Genomic DNA, 19,241 nt, shown 5'->3' on the forward strand with positions numbered 1-19,241 from the left:
ATTTCAACCCTTCACAAATGAAAAAACTACGCAAAGAAGACATTAGTCAAGAGGTTTTTGACCTTTATGATGCCTATGCCCATAATAAGCTTGACAGACGAGATTTTGCCAACCGTCTTTCAGGTTACGCCATAGGTGGTGTGACCGTTTCTGCTTTAATGAGTTTCATGATGCCGGATTACATCAATGCGGTACAGATCAAAGCTGATGACCCCAGAATCAAGTCTGAGTTCATTTATTATGATTCACCAAAAGGGGGTGGCAAAATAAAAGCACTCCTTTCTATGCCGGCTAACATGTCAGAACCTAAAGGAGCCATTGTGGTCATTCATGAAAACAGAGGACTCAATCCGCATATTGAAGACGTGGGCAGAAGAGCCGCTTTGGCTGGGTTTGTGTCCATCGCCCCGGATGCTCTTACACCCTTAGGTGGTTACCCGGGCACTGATGATGAAGGACGAGAAATGCAGCGGAAAAGGAACCGAAATGAAATGCTTGAGGATTTTATTGCCGCTGCTGAATTCATCAAAACCCACGAAAAGTCAAACGGAAAAGTAGGTGCCGTAGGCTTCTGTTTTGGAGGCTGGGTGGCCAATATGATGGCTGTCAAGATTCCTTCTCTGGCTGCGTCTGTCCCATTTTATGGCGGGCAACCCTCAGCAGAAGAGACCAAAGCCATTAATGCACCATTATTACTTCAGTTTGCAGGTCTGGATACACGAGTGAATGCGGGCTGGCCGGCTTTTGAAGAGGCATTGAAAAAAGAAGGTAAAAGTTACGAGGCACATATTTATCCTGAGGTTAATCATGGCTTTCATAATGACACCACGCCCAGGTATGACGAAGCCGCGGCAAAACTCGCCTGGAGTCGCACGGTAACCTTCTTTGAAGAGCATTTGGTATAAATGTACGCTCTCCTACTTCCGGCTCATTCATTATTTCGATGGTTCGTACTGGTCAGTTTGCTGGTTTCTATTATCATGGCTTTTCATGGTTGGAAAACCAATAAAACATTTGGCAAACTTGACAATTCCATCCGGCATTGGACAGCTACTTTTGCTCATATTCAGCTATTACTTGGTCTTAGCTTGTATTTTATCAGTCCTCTGATCACCTATTTCTTATGTGATTTCCCTGAAACCATTCATCAACGAGAATTTCGATTTTTTGGAATGGAACACAGCTTAATGATGTTGATCGGTATCGTGGTCGTTACCATTGGTTCTGCCAAGGCTAAACGGAAACCAACGCATGCAGAAAAGTTTAGAACGATTGCCATTTGGTATTCCATTGGTCTTTTGATTATTCTGAGTTCTGTACCCTGGCCATTTTCTCCATTTACTGCTCGGCCATATATCAGACCATTCTGATATTTTTGCCAGAGCCGACCAGATAACGCCAATTCTTTAGTAGGTTAGCAAAAACTTCATCTAACCTAAAAACATGTCTATTTATCAGAAAATGGGAAAAGTCGGCTCACGATTTTTTTCTAAAGCAACACTTTTCAAAGTCGGATTTAACCTTTCTCCCATGTACCGCCGTAGTACAGGCAGAATAATTGAAGTATCTGATGACTTGCTGTTTATCAAAGTCAAACTGCCTTTAAGCTGGAAAAACAGGAATTACGTCAACTCTATTTTTGGCGGAAGTATGTTTAGTGCTGTTGACCCTATCCCGATGGTGCAGTTGATAAATCTGATAGGTGAAGAGTTTGTGGTATGGGATAAATCGGCTCAAATACGATTTAGAAAACCTGGAAAGCAAGACCTCTTTGCAGAGTTCAGATACACCAAAGAAGAACTTGAAGAAATCACTAGCCGAGCTAGAAAAGAGAACGAAATAGAAATTATAAAAACTACCGAGCTTACCGATATAACCGGCACTTCGGTTCATTGTGTAGTGGAAAAAACAATCTATATCGCCCGTAAAGACTTTTATAAAGAAAAGCTCAAAAAAAGAGCATTGGCTAAGACCCAAAAAGAAACCATGGAATAATGACGTTCGAGCTTTTTGAAAGATACTTCTATGATCATTGCCTTAGTAGATAATACCTATCTCATTCTCGGGTCCTTGAAATAAATTCAAAGAAGTCAGTTCTGGCTCAAAGTCTTTATCTTAGACTTAATGAAAAAAAAGTTGACCGCAGGGGCTTTGGCATAGCCACACCCGTTAACATTTCTACAGATGAGCTTGATTCTCTTATCTTTGCCCTTGAAGAAATAATGGCCTAAGCCAACTACCTACCCACTAGTATGAACAAAACTGTGCACGTCCTTAACGGAGATGCTCTTTTAGAGCAATTCCCGGAGGAAATAAAAGGAGAAATTCTTGTGGCTCGTGAGTGCCTCATCGATGGAAACATTTGCGGAGATACGCTCGATGAGTTCTTTGAAAATAGGGCCAGATTCATTGAAGAAAACTTCGGAGATTCCAAGGAATATTATTCTAAGAAAGTTAAAAGTCAGTTTTCGGCAATAAGGCAGCTCAGAAATGCAGAAATTAACCTTTGGTTTGAGGATGATCTTTTCTGTCAGGTCAATTTTTGGTTTACCATGAGCTTAATTGACAAGTCTAACATGGTCTACCTCATCAGACCCGAAACCCATAATGCCTATGGTTTTGGGGGATTGGATCAAGAGGAACTAATCAGTGCTTTAGGGAATAAAACACTGATAAATACTCCTTCGAAAGTAGCGAACTTATGGGAATGTTATCAAGCCAATAATCTCATTGCTCTGCAAAAACAAGCTGACGAACTTGCCACAGACTTTCCGTTTATCGCCGAGGCTGTAAAAGCTAATATTGAAAGAATTCCGAGTGAAAATGATCCTGGCAGACCAATCAGAAGTCTACTGAAAATCATGAAAGACTTAGATACCGATGATTTCGGGCCGGTTTTCAGAGAGTTTTGCGTTCGGGAGTCCATCTATGGTTTTGGTGATATGCAAGTTTTAAAACTTTATGATCAAATAATGAGGGATAGAAACGTTTGATAATCAACAATCACTCAAACGTTAATGAAAACCCTACAAATTTTCCTCTTCTGCTTCTGTCTCAATAATATGGCAGCTTTAGCACAGGAATGGAAAAACCCGGCTGAAAAGTATTCAGACGTTCACAAAAAGTATCGTCAGGAGAGTTGCCCTATCGAGAGAGGCAACATTAAAAACTTTATCTACTTTTCAAAAGACAGAGCCTCCATAAAAGAGCATCCATTTTTAAGGCACTCAGCTTTTAAAGGTGCTCAAATTATGTATTCATGGAGGGACCTAGAAACAGACAAAGGAGATTATGATTTCTCAGAAATAAAGGAAGACCTCGCGTATTTAAATGGATTTGGCAAAAAGCTATTTATACAATTACAAGACGCCACATTCTTTAATCAATATTCGGCAGTGCCGCCCTATCTCCTAACTGAAGAATACAATGGCGGGCAAACAGGACAAATAGAAGAAGGTGAACAAAACGGCTGGGTAGCCAAACGATGGAATGCTGCAGTTCAGGAACGATTTGCAATTTTATTGCTTGAACTCGGCAAAGCTTTTGATGGAAAAATAGAAGGTATTAACCTTCAGGAAACAGCTATTGGTGTTGATCACTCATCAGATCCTTCTTTTAGTGAGATTAGCTATCTTGAAGCTATTAAATCCAATATGAAAGCATTAAAAGCAGCTTTCCCCATCTCCACCACAATGATTTATGCCAATTTCATGCCTGGTGAATGGTTGCCGTGGGAGGACAAAAACTATTTGAAAAGTATTTATGCTTATGGCGAAGCAATAGGGGTAGGTCTTGGAGGACCAGACCTCATGATCACCAGAAAAGCACAACTCAATCATGCTCTGGCACTGATGCATGAAGGGAATTATACTGTTCCTTTAGGTATAGCTGTTCAGGATGGCAACTATATTGGCAAAACTGGTGCAGATAAAGACTATCAGGAAGAAAAAGACATGGGCAAGAAAGGAAGAATAAACCAAGTCCCTGTTTTACATGCTTTTGCTAAAGACTTCTTAAAAGTTGATTACATTTTCTGGGTCTATCAGCCTCCTTATTTTGTAGAAGATGTTTTACCATGTTTTGTAAATGACTAAAAATCTTTTCTTACACCACTTTTCAAACTAACTTGAAAAAAAGGTAAGAGATGAAATTTATAGTTACGTCTATAGGTACCCGTGGGGACATGGAACCTCTTCTGGCCATTGGTGAAATTTTGAAAGAAGAAGGCCATGAAGTCACCTGCCTATTTCCGGAACAATTCCGTCATCTGGCAGAAGACACGGGATTACAATTTGCTAGTCTGGGCACTGCTTTCATAGAAATGCTGAACTCGCCGGCCGGTCAAACCGCCATGGGTGGAGGGCCTTTGAATTGGAAAAAAATCAAGGCTTACGCCAGCTTGATTAAAAGACAGCAGAAAATCAATAAGGACATGATCCTCAAACAAGAGGAGGTTATAGAAACCATTCAACCTGATAAAATTGTGCATAATGGTAAAGTCATGTATCCTGTGCTTTGGGGACTTGATAAGCCCAATAGAACAACCTTGGTTAGTCCTGTGCCCTACATGCATTATGTGAAAGACCATTCTCATGTGGCTTTCAATAAAAACCTCGGACCTTTTTTGAATAAACTGACCTATGACCTTGCCAACTTTGGTCTGGTTAAGACAATATACAGCTCCGTAAAATGGCTGGCTGGTGACCGAAAAGTCCGTCAAAAAGACATTCAGAAAGCACTTTTTGAGAATCAATGCATTTATACCATCTCACCCTCGTTGTTTCAAAGACCCGATTATTGGCCAGATAACAGACAAGTTTTGGGCTATCATGAACGCAAAAAGACCAATCACTGGAAACCTTCAGAAGAATTAGAAGAGTTCATTCACTCAAAAGACAAAATCCTCTTTGTGACTTTTGGGAGCATGCTGAACCAAAATCCTGAACAAAAAACGGAGGTCATATTGAAAATTCTAAAAAAGAACAATATACCGGCAATCATCAATACCGCTGCCGGTGGATTAATAAAGCCAGAGGGCTTTGAAGACTCTGACGTTTTCTTTGTGGAGCAAATCCCTTACGATTGGGTTTTCTCAAAAGTATATGCCGTCATGCATCATGGAGGATCAGGCACTACACATACAGCCTTAAAATATGGCTGTGCCAGTATGATTATCCCTCATATTATTGACCAGTACGTTTGGAATAAAATAATTCATTCAAAGGGTTTTGGCCCGCTGGGCAAAGAAGTAAGTAAGATAAAGATCAGCAACCTGGAGCTTCTGGTTTTAGACCTTTGGAATAATCCAAAGTATAAAGAAAGTGCTCAAAAAGCAGGACACACTATGAGCCGGGAAAACTACAGAGAAAAGCTTATTTCTCAGTTATTGAAGTTCTGATTAGCGTAGTCAAGAACTCAAATAGTACCGTTTAATCATTATTTGGCTTTTATACTTATAATCAGTCTTTTAAGACTTATATTCATACAGTTAATCAAGATCCCACTCCATGAAACAAATTGACATTTCAAAAGGAACACTACTACAGGGATTAGGTGAGTACAACACCAAAGTTTACAGGGTTCATAAAGGACTTCTGAGGAGTTACTCTGTGGATTCAAAAGGAAAGGAGCACGTATTTATGCTAGCCCCAGAAGGCTGGCTTGTGGGCGACCATTGTGAACCAGACCAACCTTCAGAATTGTACATTGATGCTCTGGAGGATTCGATCGTTATTCCTTTGCAAAAAGAAATTAAAGGAGAGATTGACTCAGTACGTGTAAACAAGCGATTTGCTACACTCCAAAGAAGGATTATTTCATTGATGAGTAAATCTGCTTTGGATCGCTACATGGAGTTCCTTGAAACATATCCGCAACTCGCCAATAGAGTTTCTCAAAAAAACATTGCTTCTTACCTGGGAATTACCCCTGAGGCTTTGAGTAAAATCAGACGACGGATCACACATAACGCAAAATAAATTTGTCATTGAGCCTCATTTCTTAACCTAGTTCAACAGAAAATACTCATTTGCTTCCGAAATTTGTGTCGACGAAAGGTTATTTCACGCAAACCAAATAAAATACTTTAACTATAACACGTGCCATGGAAGCAGCCATCATTCAGAACTATCAGGAAACTACATTCGTTAAATTTGCCTTACGCCAGTTTGGCCTCTTGCCCATTGAGGGTATCATTTCTCACATAGAAAGTAAACTCCTTTTTAACGAGAATAACCTTCATGGATCATTCTTAATTCTTAAGCTAAAAGTTAATAGTCTTAAAACTGGAAACAGGTGGAGAGACCAGGTGGCCAAAAGTTCAGGAATGCTAAACATTACGGCATTCCCTGATATTATTTTTAAGAGTTCCTTTTTCGTGACTCACAGAGATCAGTATTATGTCACAGGAGACCTGACCATAAAAGGAATCTCTAAGAGAATTCGTTTCCCGTTCAGACTGGAAGATGGGAAAGTGAAAGGTACTTTTACCATTAACCGACACGATTTTGAGCTTAACGGAGTTTTTCAGACCGCACTAATGGATCAAAACATAAAAGTGGAGCTCAACTATCAACTTCCATAAAATCTCTGCTCAAGGTCATATTTTGAGCTTATACTTCATCAATTTTGTGAGGCAGAAAAGTCATAATTTAGTCATAGTAAAACTAAACGATGACCTCCGCTTCGAATGCTTTTAATAAAACCCCTTAACGACCTCAGCATCTACCTGAATCATTTGATTCAGGGTAGACTGTGGTTAAAAGTTGTCATTGGTATACTGGTGGGTGTACTGGTCGGCATCTTTCTAAACCCTGATTCCGGGTTTGTTTCTGACTCCTTGAGCCAGTCGCTGGCAAATTGGTTAAATCTGCCTGGCGAAATCTTTATGAAGCTGGTTCAGATGGTCATGATACCACTCATTTTCGCTTCTATCATTTCTGGACTAGCGAGTAATGTCACCGACAACTTGAAATCGTTTGGCTTATGGCTATTGATCTATTTTATATTTACCACGATTGTTGCCATTTCTATAGGTACACTCATGGCTTATATTTTTAATCCCGGAGAATATGTAAGCTCTTTAGGTGGTTTTTCGAGTGCTGAGACCTTACCTCAAACCGCTACATCACAAAGTTTGGAGTTCAATATTCCAAAAACCATCTCGAATCTCATCCCTGTCAATCCACTTGAAGCCATACTCACCGGCGAAATGCTAAGTGTGGTCATTTTTACCATCATCATCGGTGTAGCTATAACTCAGCTGGAGCCCGGTACAGCATCTCCACTGATGAGATTTATAGAAGCTCTTCAGAAAATCTGTATGATTGTAGTTGGCTGGGCTATGCAGATAGTTCCTTTCGCCGTTTTCGGATTAATGGCGGCTCTACTTTCTAAAACAGGCTTCTCCATCATTATTGGTCTCGGTTATTACATCCTTGTTGTTTTGGTTGGCTTATTGATACTCACCATTTTCTACCTGATTGTTTACTCAGCGGTTAAACGGGAAAGCCCTTTTAAATTTCTGGCGAAAATTAAAGATGCTCAGCTTCTGGCTTTTTCTACAGCCAGCTCAGCTGCCGTGATGCCTTTAAGTATGAAGGTAGCCGATGAAAAACTCGGGGTATCGTCTAAAGTCAGTGATTTTGTGATTCCGATTGGTGCTACCATCAATATGGACGGCACCGCACTTTTTCAGTGTGTCACCGTGCTCTTTATGGCTCAGGCCTATGGTATTCATTTGGGCGTACCAGAGGTTTTACTCATTACCTTTACCATAGTGGCGGCCTCTATCGGTACGCCTGCTATACCGGGTGGTGGAGTAATTATCCTGAGTACTGTTTTGCAAAGCAGCGGTATTCCCGTAGAAGGGCTTGTGGTGATTATTGGCATTGACAGAATACTGGGAATGTTTAGAACCGCCGTAAACGTTACAGGAGATTTAACTGCAACAGCCATTTTTAATCAATGGTTTGGTGACCCCGACTAATTAGCAGCATGTACTGCGGCTCTATGATTTAAGCCCCATTCCAGCATCGTATCCATTACATTCACAATGGACCTACCCGAAGGCGTAAGTATATACTCTACTGTAACCGGAGTGGTATCATAAACTTTACGTTCTACCACGCCATTCAGCTCCAGCTCCTTTAGTTCTTTGCTAAGCATACGAGGCGTGATTTTAGGAATGTTTTTCTGAATCTCGGTGAAGCGTCTCTTATCAAATAATAACGAACCTATAATGGGCAGTTTCCACTTGCCGCTGATCACATTTAGCGTATCATTGATAGCCACCACATAATTTATCGGGCAAGCCTTGGCTGCCTTAAATCGCTCTTTAACAGACTCTTTCATCATTCCTACTCAATTTATAGCACAAAGTTAATAACTATACTTTAGTATACAACTATACTTTAGTAAGTGCTTTTCAAGTATCTTTGCCTCAACAAAAAATAAACAACAGATGATATTAATAACAGGTGCTACCGGAGGCTTAGGCTCCAAAGTAGTTTCATTTTTGAAAGGGAAAACAGATGAGGAAATCGCTGTAATGGTGCGTGACAAGTCTAGTGAGAAAGCCCAAAAATATGCTGCAGACGGCTTTACAGTTAGAGAAGCGGACTATGAAAACTCAGAGGCTTTAGAAAAAGCTTTTGATGGTGTAAACCTCCTCTATTTTGTCTCTGGGAGTGATATAATGAATCGTGAACCACAACATAAAAATGTGGTAGAAGCTGCCAAAAAAGCTGGTGTAAACCACGTATTTTACACGAGTGTAAGTATAAATGGGCTTACAGAAGAATCGCCTTTATATAATGCCATGAACACACATGCTCTTACTGAGCAATGGCTTCGTGACTCTGGAGTGAATTATACCTTCTTACGTCATAATCTATACGCAGATGTTATTCCGATGTTTGCAGGTCAAAAAGAAGCTTTGAAAGCGGGTAAAACAGTGTTGTTCCCTGCAGGCAAAGGAAAAACAGCTTTTATAACTAAGGCCAATCTAGCTGAAGCAGGTGCAAATGCATTGCTTCAACCGAAAGCCAAACTAAATGGAGCGTATGAACTTAATGGAACTCAAAACATTGACTTTGACCAAGTAAGCTCATATCTCAGTGAGGTTTTCGGAGAGAAAATCAATTATGTATCGCCAGATGCAGAGCAATTTCAAAAGACTTTGAGTGGCTTTGGAGTACCTCCTGAGGCTATTGGCATTAGTCTGGCATTTGGGAAAGGCACCGAAGACGGACTCTTTGAGGCAGCTGAGACAGATATTGTAGATCTGCTGGGTCGCGAGCCAGATTCTGTTCAAAGCTATTTGAGCCAGGCCTACGCTTAAACACTTCTTAGATTATTGGGTAGGTCTGTCAGGCAGATCTACCCATTTTTGTCATGACACTCCAGAAAGTCTTTCACCCTGCGTTTGGAGATCATCACCTCTGTGTCATTAGCCAAAGAGGCTACCATACAGGTTCCTTTTTTGCGATAGCTCTTTATCTCACTTAGATTTACTATCGTAGACCTATTCGTTCTGAAGAAACCATATTCATGGAGCCTGCCTTCCAGGATACCCAGAGTGGTAGCTACATACTTATAGGTGCCATCTTTGAAGTAGATATGCGTATAGTTCACATCCGCTTTTAGACGAAGCAAATGCTGCGGCTGAGCATAATAATGCCCACCAATCCTGATTTTCAATGCTTGCTTCATCTTCTTAGCTATTATCTTTTAAAACAAAACTGTAATGAATTTTGATATGCACAAGTTTTAAGACTCCGGCACCATTGAAGGCCGTCCCCCAACTTTCCTGAAACTCACCACCATAACTCTGGTCAATATCAGTCAAAGATTGATGCCTTGGCAAAACACGAATCCAGTAACTATTGTCAGGATAATTAAGCCAAAAGTCTTCATCAATTTCAGAACTCCAGCAATCGTACACATCATTGGCCTTGGCTCCGGTAGTTCTGGTTTGTATCACATCAATGTTCGATTTCACACCTGAGACTGTATTGACCTCCGTTTTATAAACAGCAGCAAACAGATCAAGTACAGTATTTCTGTCCAGAGCACATATTTCTATTTCCTGGATGTATATATTGTCATTTTTATTATTCAATGACAGATACAGAGGGGCATTCAGAGAATAAAGTGTATTGCCATAACCTTGCACGGCACCATCTGAGAAAAACCTCATCTGCCCTACCTGTGGAGAAGCTGCATTATCGATTGGGCTCACTACATCCGGGAAAAAATCAGCTGCAGGAATTGTCAAGGTAAAGCCCAATGCCTGATCTCCGATCTTATTATTTTGATTTAAAAAAAGCGGTGTAGGAGCATCCATTTGAAAATTTGGATTGATAATTTCATCTGCAATAATCACCTCAAAATTGAGCGAGTCTCCGATTAGCTTCTCTTCTATTTCAAAGTTGGCGGTCTTCAGATAATGACTCTCCACGGTATCCGCAATAATGGTTTGACCTCGGGTACTATCAGGCAAAATCGTTAGGCTTTGCCCACGGGCAATGAAGGCACAACAGACAAGGACAACTAGAGCAATAATTCGATTTTTCATGGCTATAAACTTTCTTATATCTCAAAGTTCATCAATCCACGCTGGCAAGGGTATCGTGTAATTAGGGATATTTTTACCGTAAAGTTGAAACTAGATGGGATACCATGAATCTTCTATGAATTGAAGGATAAAACCTCAATTTTTGACATCCAAAACAGCACCCGATTCCGTTTCAAAGACACTGCCCGTTTCAGCCTCTAATCGGAGTGCTTCTGCATAATTATTTGACGAAACTTTTGCTGATATTCCGTTAGGAATAAGAACAATATCACAGGCATTTGGAATTGATTCTGCAGACCAATTTTCTTTTAAAAACCAATCGTCGCTTTGGCTTGCATTGAATGTATTCGTTTGTACCGTTGAACAATAAGGTTTCTCATTCAAAAGCACAGGCTTTCTTATTTGCGAAGTACAGATATCTAAATAGTCTATGGTAAAGTAAACGGTATCTGCAGCATCTGTTGCAGCAACCTGATAGTCCATAGCTATGCTATCAAAAGTGCCGTTAACAGTAGTTTCAAAGGCATTACTGTACCATGAACTCGGTACTGGCAACACGCTTTCTATACCGGCATTATAGATAAATCCATTGGTTAAACCGTGAAAAAAAGGAGAACTAATGAAGCCTAAGTTTTGACTCACTTCTGAAGAGTGAATGCCATTGAGGCTTTCTATAACTCCATGATTCACAAAGGCATTCATATTCTCAATATTGGCAGAGCCGTCAAAAATAAGTTTACCATAATTCAAAATCTCACCAGTAGCAGTTAGGGTATGCCCTACCCCTAAAAATAGAGTGGCACAGGAATCATTGAGCAATAGTCCCTCTATACTCGCCATGGTTTCATTACCAAGCTCTGTATTTCTTAAAAAGAAGTTTCCCTTATTGGTAAACTTCTGGCTCTGATGATCTGTAAGCTCAAGTCCTCTGGCATCTGCACCGTTTATAGTGATATCTACCGTTCCCAGATTCAGGAATTCTGTGCGGTCATTCAGGAAAGTGCTCTCGTCTCCTGAATAAGTGCCGGTAAGCCGACCGTCTTCTTCATTGACAAAAGTACCCGAATAGCTCTCGATCAAATAACTATCGGTATGACTTTCTAAGTGAAGGAGTCCATTATTATACAGTTCACCAAAACTTCTAATAGACAGACCAATACCTTCACCAGCAGCGTTTTTCAAATGTATCTCACCTTCATTCCTGGATGAATCAAACTCAACGTATACGCCGTAAACAGAAGTAGTATCAATGTAAATATGCCCTTCAGAGGCATTGAGATACTCTTTAAGGTTGAGCCCGATGGTGGTATTCTCAATAAATATCTCACCTTCATTAATTCCTCCTCCGTCACCATAGAATCCCTTAATCACGCCTTTACCATTGATATGTATTTGTCCCTGATTTAAAGCCCCCCTCCCACTGCTAATAAAATTATAGGTATTGCCATCATCAATAATGACGCTATCTGTGGTAATGACGCCTTCACTGGTATTGACAAAATCTACTAGAGAAAGTCCGGTGGAGTTTTTAGTAGACACGTAAATGCTGTCATGATTATAACCAGACCCAATTCTGGAAATATAACCATTATCTCCAAACACGTATATTTTACCTTGATTGTAGAGGCTATCTACATTATTTACTCCGCATAAGAACTCCAGTCTGGCACCTTCTGAATTCCAAAGTATGGATTCACCGATACTATTATCACCATGCCCGTAAAACGACTCTTCACCACAGTCTTCTATCCTGATTCTGTCATTATTCAGTATGATGCCCCCATCGCTCTCTATTCCATTTGAGCTGCAGTTACTTATCTTGATGATCTGATTATTGATTAAACTGTCGCCATCATAACCAGTGGTAAAAATGCCTTTATTACCCCCAAAAACCTCTATTACTCCATTATTGATAAGAAGTGCATTATTTACAATAGCCGTATTGATACTATTGAGAATAAAAACATCGGCACCTTGGTTCACCTTAAACTTTCCGTTATTGGTAATACAATCAAAGTTAGAATTACCTCCAAATAGGATACCCCCAGCCCTCACAATTACCTCTGTATTTATACTGGTTGATAGAGCTCCACCCAGAATATTAAAAACTCCGTAGACATTAATTTTATTAGATCCTCCGGAAAGCAGGTTTAGCGTACCACTTACGTTAAAGTTACCCCCTACGGCTACGGTTATATTTCCCGTACAAATCACGCTATTGATATGCTCTAAAGTAGAGACAGTAACTGTATGTCCAATGGGAATAATGGCATCATCTGTAGATGTTGGTTTCACACCGCCAGACCAGCAGGTACTTTCATCCCAGCCACCGTTCACACAAGTATATTGAATACTGGCCGCCCGTGAACTCATAAAAACGAGTGCAAAGAGTAAGGCCAAAAACAGCGATATTTTAGTCTTCATAGGGTAATAGATTTGTCTCAAAGACTGCTCCTGACTCCACTTCAAGAAATCTTCCCGGACCTATTTGTGGTATAAACTCCAGATTATTGATTTCAACTTTATAGCCTGTCGGAACGAAAATATCCTCATGACCCGAAAAAGAAGCTTTTTGACAATGGCCCGGGGCTCTATTGCCACGCCAGCTGGTATGATCTGTCCATGCGTGATCAGTCTTGGTTCTTAAAATTTTTGTTATTTGTGGCTGTGGGCATATGGTCGGTCTTTTCACCGGAACAGCCAAAATCACTTCCTCTGAGCCGCTAAGATTAGCGGTAAAATAGACACTGTCTAAACCTATGGCACTTGACGACGGAGTAAAATGATGTTCAGTTAAATGCCAGGCACCGGCTACAGCTGTCTTCTCCCGGTCTGTGTACCAATCTTCGCTGATATTCAGGCTCCCGGCCTCTGTATAGTTTAAATTCAAAGTTTCTTTAATGCCGTCAGAGAACTCTCCGTAAAATGGTGAGATGAATAAGCCTTTATTCCAGACCGGAAAACCCAGGGCATCCCCATCATTAAATTTTATATTTCTGAAGGCATCACCATGGTCTATCATCAATCCTGAATTTGTGATGACATTTGTGCCAATCAAGGAGAATACTTCATCGGAGAAATACTCCACGATACCTTCATTATTATCGATAATAGATAAGGTACTTACAAGGATATGTCCCTTAGGCTTATTGGTGCCGGCAGCCATACTCATACCGCATGACTTTAGGTTTAAAAAACCATGATTCTCTGCTTCTCCGGCAAAAACGAGACAGTTTTGAGCATTTTCGGCAATCACATCTCCATAGTAAATGACGGGACTGGTTGTGTTTGAAACGTTAAAAAGAGTACCCGTATTTCTCGTATGATTAGTCAGTTTTACAAGCGAACCTTCAGTAGAAATAAACTCACCAGAGACGTTAATTCCATTTTTAAAGGCATCCTCCAATTCTAATGTACTGGTATTGGTAAATTGACTGCCGCTATAAACCCTAAATAAAGTGGCGTTTTCCTGACTTTCGCCACTGAGATAGAAATAGGAATTATTGACAAAAGTACCACCATCCTGAATCGCAACGGTCTGTGCTTCAATTTGGCTCAGGAGTAGCGAATCGTTATTGGTAAACGCACCACCAATGATATTCAAAGCTGTACCTACAGACTCATGAATCTCAAAAACTCCATTATTGGTGACCGCACCCTCCTCTAGTCTAACTATATTTTCATCCGTGATTAAGCTGGCATCTACCAGACTTATCTCTATTTCCCCTGATGTTTCATTGACAAACGTAGCACCCAAGCCATCGATAGAAACAGCATAACCATTCATATCTTCTATCCGGAAGGTACCTTCATTGATAAATCCATGACCATCGGTCAAGGCCATACCTGAACCTCCATTTCTGATGTTCAGGGTTCCTTGATTAGTAAAATTAGTCCCACAGGTAATCCCTAATGAAACAGTATCTAAGTCAATTAAGGCCAAGCCTTTTGACAATAAAACTCCTTGATTATCTATAGCATGATTGACATGAAACATCACCAGACTATCCTCATTGGTGAAGGTGCCATTATTCACAAGCCCATCACTTTCTCCTCCCGCAGTAATCTCTAAGAGTCCATTATTGGTTAATGTAGAATTGTTCTGAATCAAAGGTGGATTTCTGCTGTACGCATCTTCATAGATAAGGCGTGTCACGCCATCCAGAGCCATAACGCCATCATTTAGAATTCCGAAATCATTAAAGTTTTCATCACAGTTCAGCAGGACAACCGAGTTTTCATTGCTTTGAAAAGTTCCTGAATTATTGAGGTGAATACCCTGCGTTTCTTTGATGTCTATCTCCCCAAAATTTTCAAACAAGGAGCCATTAACGATATTCTGAAAGTCATACCATAAGGCTGACATTTCTATACCACCGGTATTGGTAAACCTGGCTTTACCACTATTCACGATCCCATTCCCGGTATCATCATGCGGTGTGCCATCTTCCATGAGCATGAGCGTGCCATTATTCTCAAAAACGCTTGTATCTGCGTTCAATCCCTCATTTCGGATAAAATCAAAGCTGATTCCTGAAATGGTCATAGCACCGTTATTGACAAAGCCCTCCGTATTGTCCTCATTCAGAATCCCGTAGCTACCCGAAGGAATGGTAAGCTCACCATTATTGATAAAGGAAGAGTGGATTTTGAGTGCATAATTATCAAGACTGGCGGTAAGGAATCCGGTATTTATAGTGCCAGAGGCTCCAATAACAAATTGCCCATTATTGGTAATGGCTTTCTTTGCGTTTTCAAAGGTCAAAACACTGTTCACAGTGAAAACTCCTTCATTTTGAATCCCGAATTCTACGGCATCAATACTTAAGGAATCGTCAACCGTAAAATCTCCCTGATTCAAAATGGCATTTGGTCCGTCAATAGCACCCGTGGACTGCCAATTCACCACCGCATGTTCACTATTGAAGAGACCATACCCGAAATCGCAGTGCCCGGTGCTGGTAAATTGTGAAACAGAACCAGCCTTACCAGTATTGACAAAACTCAGGGAATCTGCAGAGGAAACATTAAGGTTACCACTGTTGAAAATCCCTGCGACGTTATTTTGGTTAAACAGGCCATACTGTAAATTGGCCAGAATGGTAGCTTCACCCTTGTTTTGAAACAGACCTGAGGTATAAAATGAGGTGCTTCCGGGTGTAAAAAAGCCTGACAAATACTTTATTTCCAGTTTTCCTGTAGCTTCATTAACTACTGAGCCAGTGTTGTAGATTCCGTTAAAGAGCAATCCTTCTATAAAGACTTGCCCTGAGTTTTGGAAGTTGCCACTATTCACCAAACCACGGTACCCGCTATTGGAAACCCCAATAATGGCAAGCGAGTCTGTGGTGTAGAAAGTACCGTCATTTTCGATTCCTTCATGACCGACATTTAACAGCATTTCACCAAAATTATTGATAAGACCATGATTCAGGATAGCCAGAGAATCTACTGTGCCACTAAACTCAGCGGTATTCGTTATGGTAAGGGTACTGCTGGCATCTACCTCTATACCTCTGTCAGTCAGCCTTATTTTTAAACTTCCGGAAGGTCTGACGATCAAATTTGAGGCCTCTGTCAAATGACCGGCAAAATGATCATCTGAGGATCTGAGGCTCATATCTCCGTACACCTCTATCACAGAATTACTCATCATTAAAACCTGGTAATCGTCTACAGGTGAAGAGGCATAAGTCAGTAAGGAAAACCTCGATGAGGCCTGCACCACCAGATTCGCCTTAGTCATGATCAAGTACCCCACGGTACGATTGGTGGAAACCGTGATCACCTGAGCCGGACTACTGATCAGTACGGTATCTGAGGAGTTGGCTCCGGGCACGGTTAAGGTACTCCAGTTGCCGGGGTCTTCCCAGCTAGTCCCATTTCCGGCACCTGTCCACTCATAATACGCTGCATTTACTAGAACAGGGCAGCTCAAAAAGCACAGCAAAAGGAAGAGTTTCTTTACGGCTATTGTCATACCTCAAAGTTCCCAATTGATCACTCCGCCCGCCATCGTGTAATTAGGGATTTTTTTACCGTTAAATGGAGAAGTGGGGGGTTGGGGGGTGGGCAGTGGGCGGTGAGCGGTGGGCAGTTTGCAGTAGGAAGTAGGCAATAGGGAGAAGGCAGCAGGGAGTGAGAAGTGGGAAGTTTACTTATCAATGCAGATAGCTGACAGCCGAAAGCCGAAAGCCAACCGCCCATAGCACAAAGCTCAAAGCCCAAAGCCAACCGCCCATAGCCCATAGCCAAAACAACAAAAAATTGAACTCCACGAACATCTTTTTTACGAATTCGAAGAAGCTTGGTCATTTAGCTATTTTCTCTGAACGGAATGCCCGGAATCGTCGTAACTGGACTGAAAAGCTATTAAAACATGAAAAAATACAGCAGACTTATCATCAGTCTGGTGCTATTTATTTTTGTAACTTATATAAGTTTCACTGATAATTTCGTCACCAGAAACGTACCCGATTGGCTACTTCTAAATTCTACCCTGAAACGCATCTTGGTCGTTATCATGGCCGCCTGGTGTACGCTGGAGATTATCCACGTCCTCAAGAAAAAGCTCCTTTCTAAATTTGATCTGGACAGTGAAGACAACCTCAAATCACGGAAAGTACATACGCAGATCAATTTGCTCGGCAAAGTGGTCAACTTTATGATCGTTTTAGGGGCCATTGGTCTCGTGGCTTTGAATATTCCTGAAATCAGAAAAGTGGGCGTGGGCATTTTCACCTCTGTGGGTGTCGCGGGTATTATTATTGGTCTTTCGGCCCAGAAGATTGTGGGAGCCTTACTGGCCGGTATACAGATAGCCATCACTCAGCCATTCAGACTAGACGATGCTGTGGTGGTAGAAAACGAATGGGGCTGGATAGAAGAAATCAACCTCACATTTATAGTCGTCAGACTCTGGGATAAACGACGTCTGGTGCTGCCTACCACCTATTTTCTGGAAAAGCCTTTCCAAAACTGGACCCGCACCAAGGCCGATATCATTGGTTCGGTTTTCTTATACACCGATTACCGAATTCCTCTTGATGAACTCAGAAAAGAGCTGACTAGACTACTGAAAGGCTCACCGCTTTGGGACGGAAATGTAAATGTGCTTCAGGTGACTGATAGCAAAGAAACCACCATGGAAAGCAGGATTTTGGTGAGTGCCAGAAACTCGCCTACGGCCTGGGATTTAAGGGTTTATATCCGTGAGAAAATGATTGAATTCATTCAAAATAATTACCCGATGAGCCTCCCAAGAACCAGAGTGGCTTTACAATCGAACGAAACAGAATCATCGCCGCAAGGCTCATAAACGTACATCAACAAAACACAAATTTTTAAGCTTTATATGGATACAGACAAAATCATCAGTCAAATTTCAACGGTCATTATAGAATACGGCCCCCGGCTTTTAGGTGCCATTGCGGTACTTATCATCGGCTCTTGGGTGGTGAAAGCCGTGACATCCGGCATCATGAAAATGCTGGATAAAAGAAACGTGGATGAATCACTAAAACCATTTCTGAAAGGACTCATCGGCACGCTGTTAAGAGTGATGCTTGTACTCAGTGTCTTGGGTACTATGGGGATTGAAATGACCTCCTTTGTGGCAGTGCTGGGTGCCATTGGGCTGGCCGTAGGTATGGCTTTGTCGGGTACGCTGCAAAACTTTGCTGGTGGCGTGATGATCTTATTATTCAAACCTTTCAAAACCGGAGACTATATACAGGCCCAAGGCTATGGGGGTACGGTGAGAGAGATTCAGATTTTCAATACCATTCTGAAGACACCCGATAATGTTACCATCGTGATTCCTAACGGTCAATTATCAAATTCGTCATTGAAAAACTACTCTCAGGAAGAACGCCGCAGGGTGGACTGGACCGTGGGCATTGGTTATGGCGATGACGCCAATAAGGCCATGGAAGTCATGAAAAATCTATGTGACGCAGATGAACGTATACTTAAAGATCCTGAGGTTTTTATAGCTCTTTCTGAGCTTGGAGACAGCTCGGTCAATTTTGTGGTGCGTGCCTGGGTTAACTCATCAGATTACTGGGGAGTGTTCTTTGATATGAACAAGAAGATTTACGAAACCTTTGCACAGGAAGGGCTCAATATCCCATTCCCGCAAATGGATGTACACGTGCACCAAAACTAATAACAGGCATATTTCGTCCTATTTTCAGAAGTGAAACACAAGATGTTTCAGGTCTGTTAAACGGGCGGCGTTCCTATTTTGTGCAGGAAATACCAGAGGCAGGAGCTTTGACTTTCTGAATGACTTTACATTCAGGAGCAGGGCTGCTGCCTTTTCTATTTTCACACTACCCTACCCTTTTCTTTTCCTCTAGTATAATCTTTTACGGTAACATTTTTTCCATCAGAGAATTTGTCATTGTTCATGCCATTCGAAGCTTCATTTTCCATCACGCACTTATGATAACACATTCATTTTCAAGCATGAACAGGCAGACCACTTAATAACCTAGGCCTAAAAAAAACATATACCGTTTAATAATTAATACAGCTTTTTCAAATCAATTATTCATAAATTGTTTTAACCCTTTTGGTAATAGGTTATTAAATCATACCAATTAAAACCATGCAGCATCCTTATCCAAAAACAAACGTTAACTTTTGAATTACCCACAATTAC

Annotated in this window: 17 protein-coding genes; 12 read left to right on the forward strand and 5 right to left on the reverse strand. The window is 41.1% G+C overall.

Annotated features, from left to right (window positions below):
- Positions 1 to 17 precede the first annotated feature (17 nt).
- From ACUXV0_RS07320 to ACUXV0_RS07360, 9 genes are all read left to right on the forward strand, one after another.
- Positions 18 to 905 carry a dienelactone hydrolase family protein gene (locus ACUXV0_RS07320; protein WP_446192425.1) on the forward strand — a complete coding sequence of 296 codons (888 nt, stop codon included), beginning with the start codon at positions 18 to 20 and terminating at the stop codon, positions 903 to 905.
- Complete coding sequence (locus ACUXV0_RS07325) at positions 906 to 1,370, forward strand: hypothetical protein (RefSeq protein ID WP_446192426.1); 465 nt, start codon at positions 906 to 908, stop codon at positions 1,368 to 1,370.
- A 73-nt stretch (positions 1,371 to 1,443) separates the two neighbouring features.
- The gene (locus tag ACUXV0_RS07330) at positions 1,444 to 1,995 is read left to right on the forward strand and encodes a DUF4442 domain-containing protein (protein ID WP_446192427.1); all 552 of its coding nucleotides are present in this window, start codon (positions 1,444 to 1,446) and stop codon (positions 1,993 to 1,995) included.
- A gap of 257 nt (positions 1,996 to 2,252) precedes the next feature.
- Positions 2,253 to 2,993 carry a DUF1835 domain-containing protein gene (locus tag ACUXV0_RS07335; protein WP_446192428.1) on the forward strand — a complete coding sequence of 247 codons (741 nt, stop codon included), beginning with the start codon at positions 2,253 to 2,255 and terminating at the stop codon, positions 2,991 to 2,993.
- Positions 2,994 to 3,017: 24 nt separating this feature from the next.
- Positions 3,018 to 4,094, forward strand: coding sequence for a hypothetical protein (locus ACUXV0_RS07340; RefSeq protein WP_446192429.1), 1,077 nt, complete (start codon positions 3,018 to 3,020; stop codon positions 4,092 to 4,094).
- Between the two features lie 50 nt (positions 4,095 to 4,144).
- A complete protein-coding gene (locus ACUXV0_RS07345) occupies positions 4,145 to 5,398 on the forward strand; it encodes a glycosyltransferase (protein ID WP_446192430.1) in 1,254 nt (417 codons plus the stop codon).
- A gap of 109 nt (positions 5,399 to 5,507) precedes the next feature.
- Positions 5,508 to 5,978 carry a Crp/Fnr family transcriptional regulator gene (locus ACUXV0_RS07350; protein ID WP_446192431.1) on the forward strand — a complete coding sequence of 157 codons (471 nt, stop codon included), beginning with the start codon at positions 5,508 to 5,510 and terminating at the stop codon, positions 5,976 to 5,978.
- A gap of 125 nt (positions 5,979 to 6,103) precedes the next feature.
- A complete protein-coding gene (locus ACUXV0_RS07355) occupies positions 6,104 to 6,583 on the forward strand; it encodes a YceI family protein (RefSeq protein ID WP_446192432.1) in 480 nt (159 codons plus the stop codon).
- Positions 6,584 to 6,688: 105 nt separating this feature from the next.
- Entirely contained in the window at positions 6,689 to 7,987 is a 1,299-nt protein-coding gene (locus tag ACUXV0_RS07360) for a dicarboxylate/amino acid:cation symporter (protein WP_446192433.1), read from the forward strand.
- Here ACUXV0_RS07360 and ACUXV0_RS07365 read toward each other — a convergent pair.
- Entirely contained in the window at positions 7,984 to 8,355 is a 372-nt protein-coding gene (locus ACUXV0_RS07365) for a winged helix-turn-helix transcriptional regulator (protein ID WP_446192434.1), read from the reverse strand. The genes ACUXV0_RS07360 and ACUXV0_RS07365 overlap by 4 nt on opposite strands.
- Positions 8,356 to 8,461: 106 nt before the next feature.
- Between ACUXV0_RS07365 and ACUXV0_RS07370 the strand changes: the two genes are divergently transcribed.
- Entirely contained in the window at positions 8,462 to 9,340 is an 879-nt protein-coding gene (locus ACUXV0_RS07370) for an SDR family oxidoreductase (protein WP_446192435.1), read from the forward strand.
- A 38-nt stretch (positions 9,341 to 9,378) separates the two neighbouring features.
- Here the strand turns inward: ACUXV0_RS07370 and ACUXV0_RS07375 are convergent, their stop codons facing one another.
- The 4 genes from ACUXV0_RS07375 to ACUXV0_RS07390 form a co-directional block, all read right to left on the reverse strand.
- Positions 9,379 to 9,711, reverse strand: coding sequence for a LytR/AlgR family response regulator transcription factor (locus ACUXV0_RS07375; RefSeq protein WP_446192436.1), 333 nt, complete (start codon positions 9,709 to 9,711; stop codon positions 9,379 to 9,381).
- A 4-nt stretch (positions 9,712 to 9,715) separates the two neighbouring features.
- Complete coding sequence (locus ACUXV0_RS07380; RefSeq protein ID WP_446192437.1) at positions 9,716 to 10,576, reverse strand: hypothetical protein; 861 nt, start codon at positions 10,574 to 10,576, stop codon at positions 9,716 to 9,718.
- 135 nt (positions 10,577 to 10,711) lie between these two features.
- Positions 10,712 to 13,000, reverse strand: a complete 2,289-nt coding sequence (locus ACUXV0_RS07385; protein WP_446192438.1) for a hypothetical protein — start codon at positions 12,998 to 13,000, stop codon at positions 10,712 to 10,714.
- Positions 12,990 to 16,556 (reverse strand): hypothetical protein, encoded by a 3,567-nt coding sequence (locus tag ACUXV0_RS07390; protein WP_446192439.1) that lies wholly within the window; start codon positions 16,554 to 16,556, stop codon positions 12,990 to 12,992. Before ACUXV0_RS07390 ends, ACUXV0_RS07385 begins: the two co-directional genes overlap by 11 nt.
- Before the next feature lie 399 nt (positions 16,557 to 16,955).
- Here ACUXV0_RS07390 and ACUXV0_RS07395 point away from each other — a divergent pair, with 399 nt between their 5' ends.
- The gene (locus ACUXV0_RS07395; protein ID WP_446192440.1) at positions 16,956 to 17,894 is read left to right on the forward strand and encodes a mechanosensitive ion channel family protein; all 939 of its coding nucleotides are present in this window, start codon (positions 16,956 to 16,958) and stop codon (positions 17,892 to 17,894) included.
- A gap of 36 nt (positions 17,895 to 17,930) precedes the next feature.
- Positions 17,931 to 18,743 carry a mechanosensitive ion channel family protein gene (locus ACUXV0_RS07400; protein WP_446192441.1) on the forward strand — a complete coding sequence of 271 codons (813 nt, stop codon included), beginning with the start codon at positions 17,931 to 17,933 and terminating at the stop codon, positions 18,741 to 18,743.
- Positions 18,744 to 19,241: the final 498 nt, after the last annotated feature.

Source organism: Jiulongibacter sp. NS-SX5 (genome assembly GCF_052828545.1).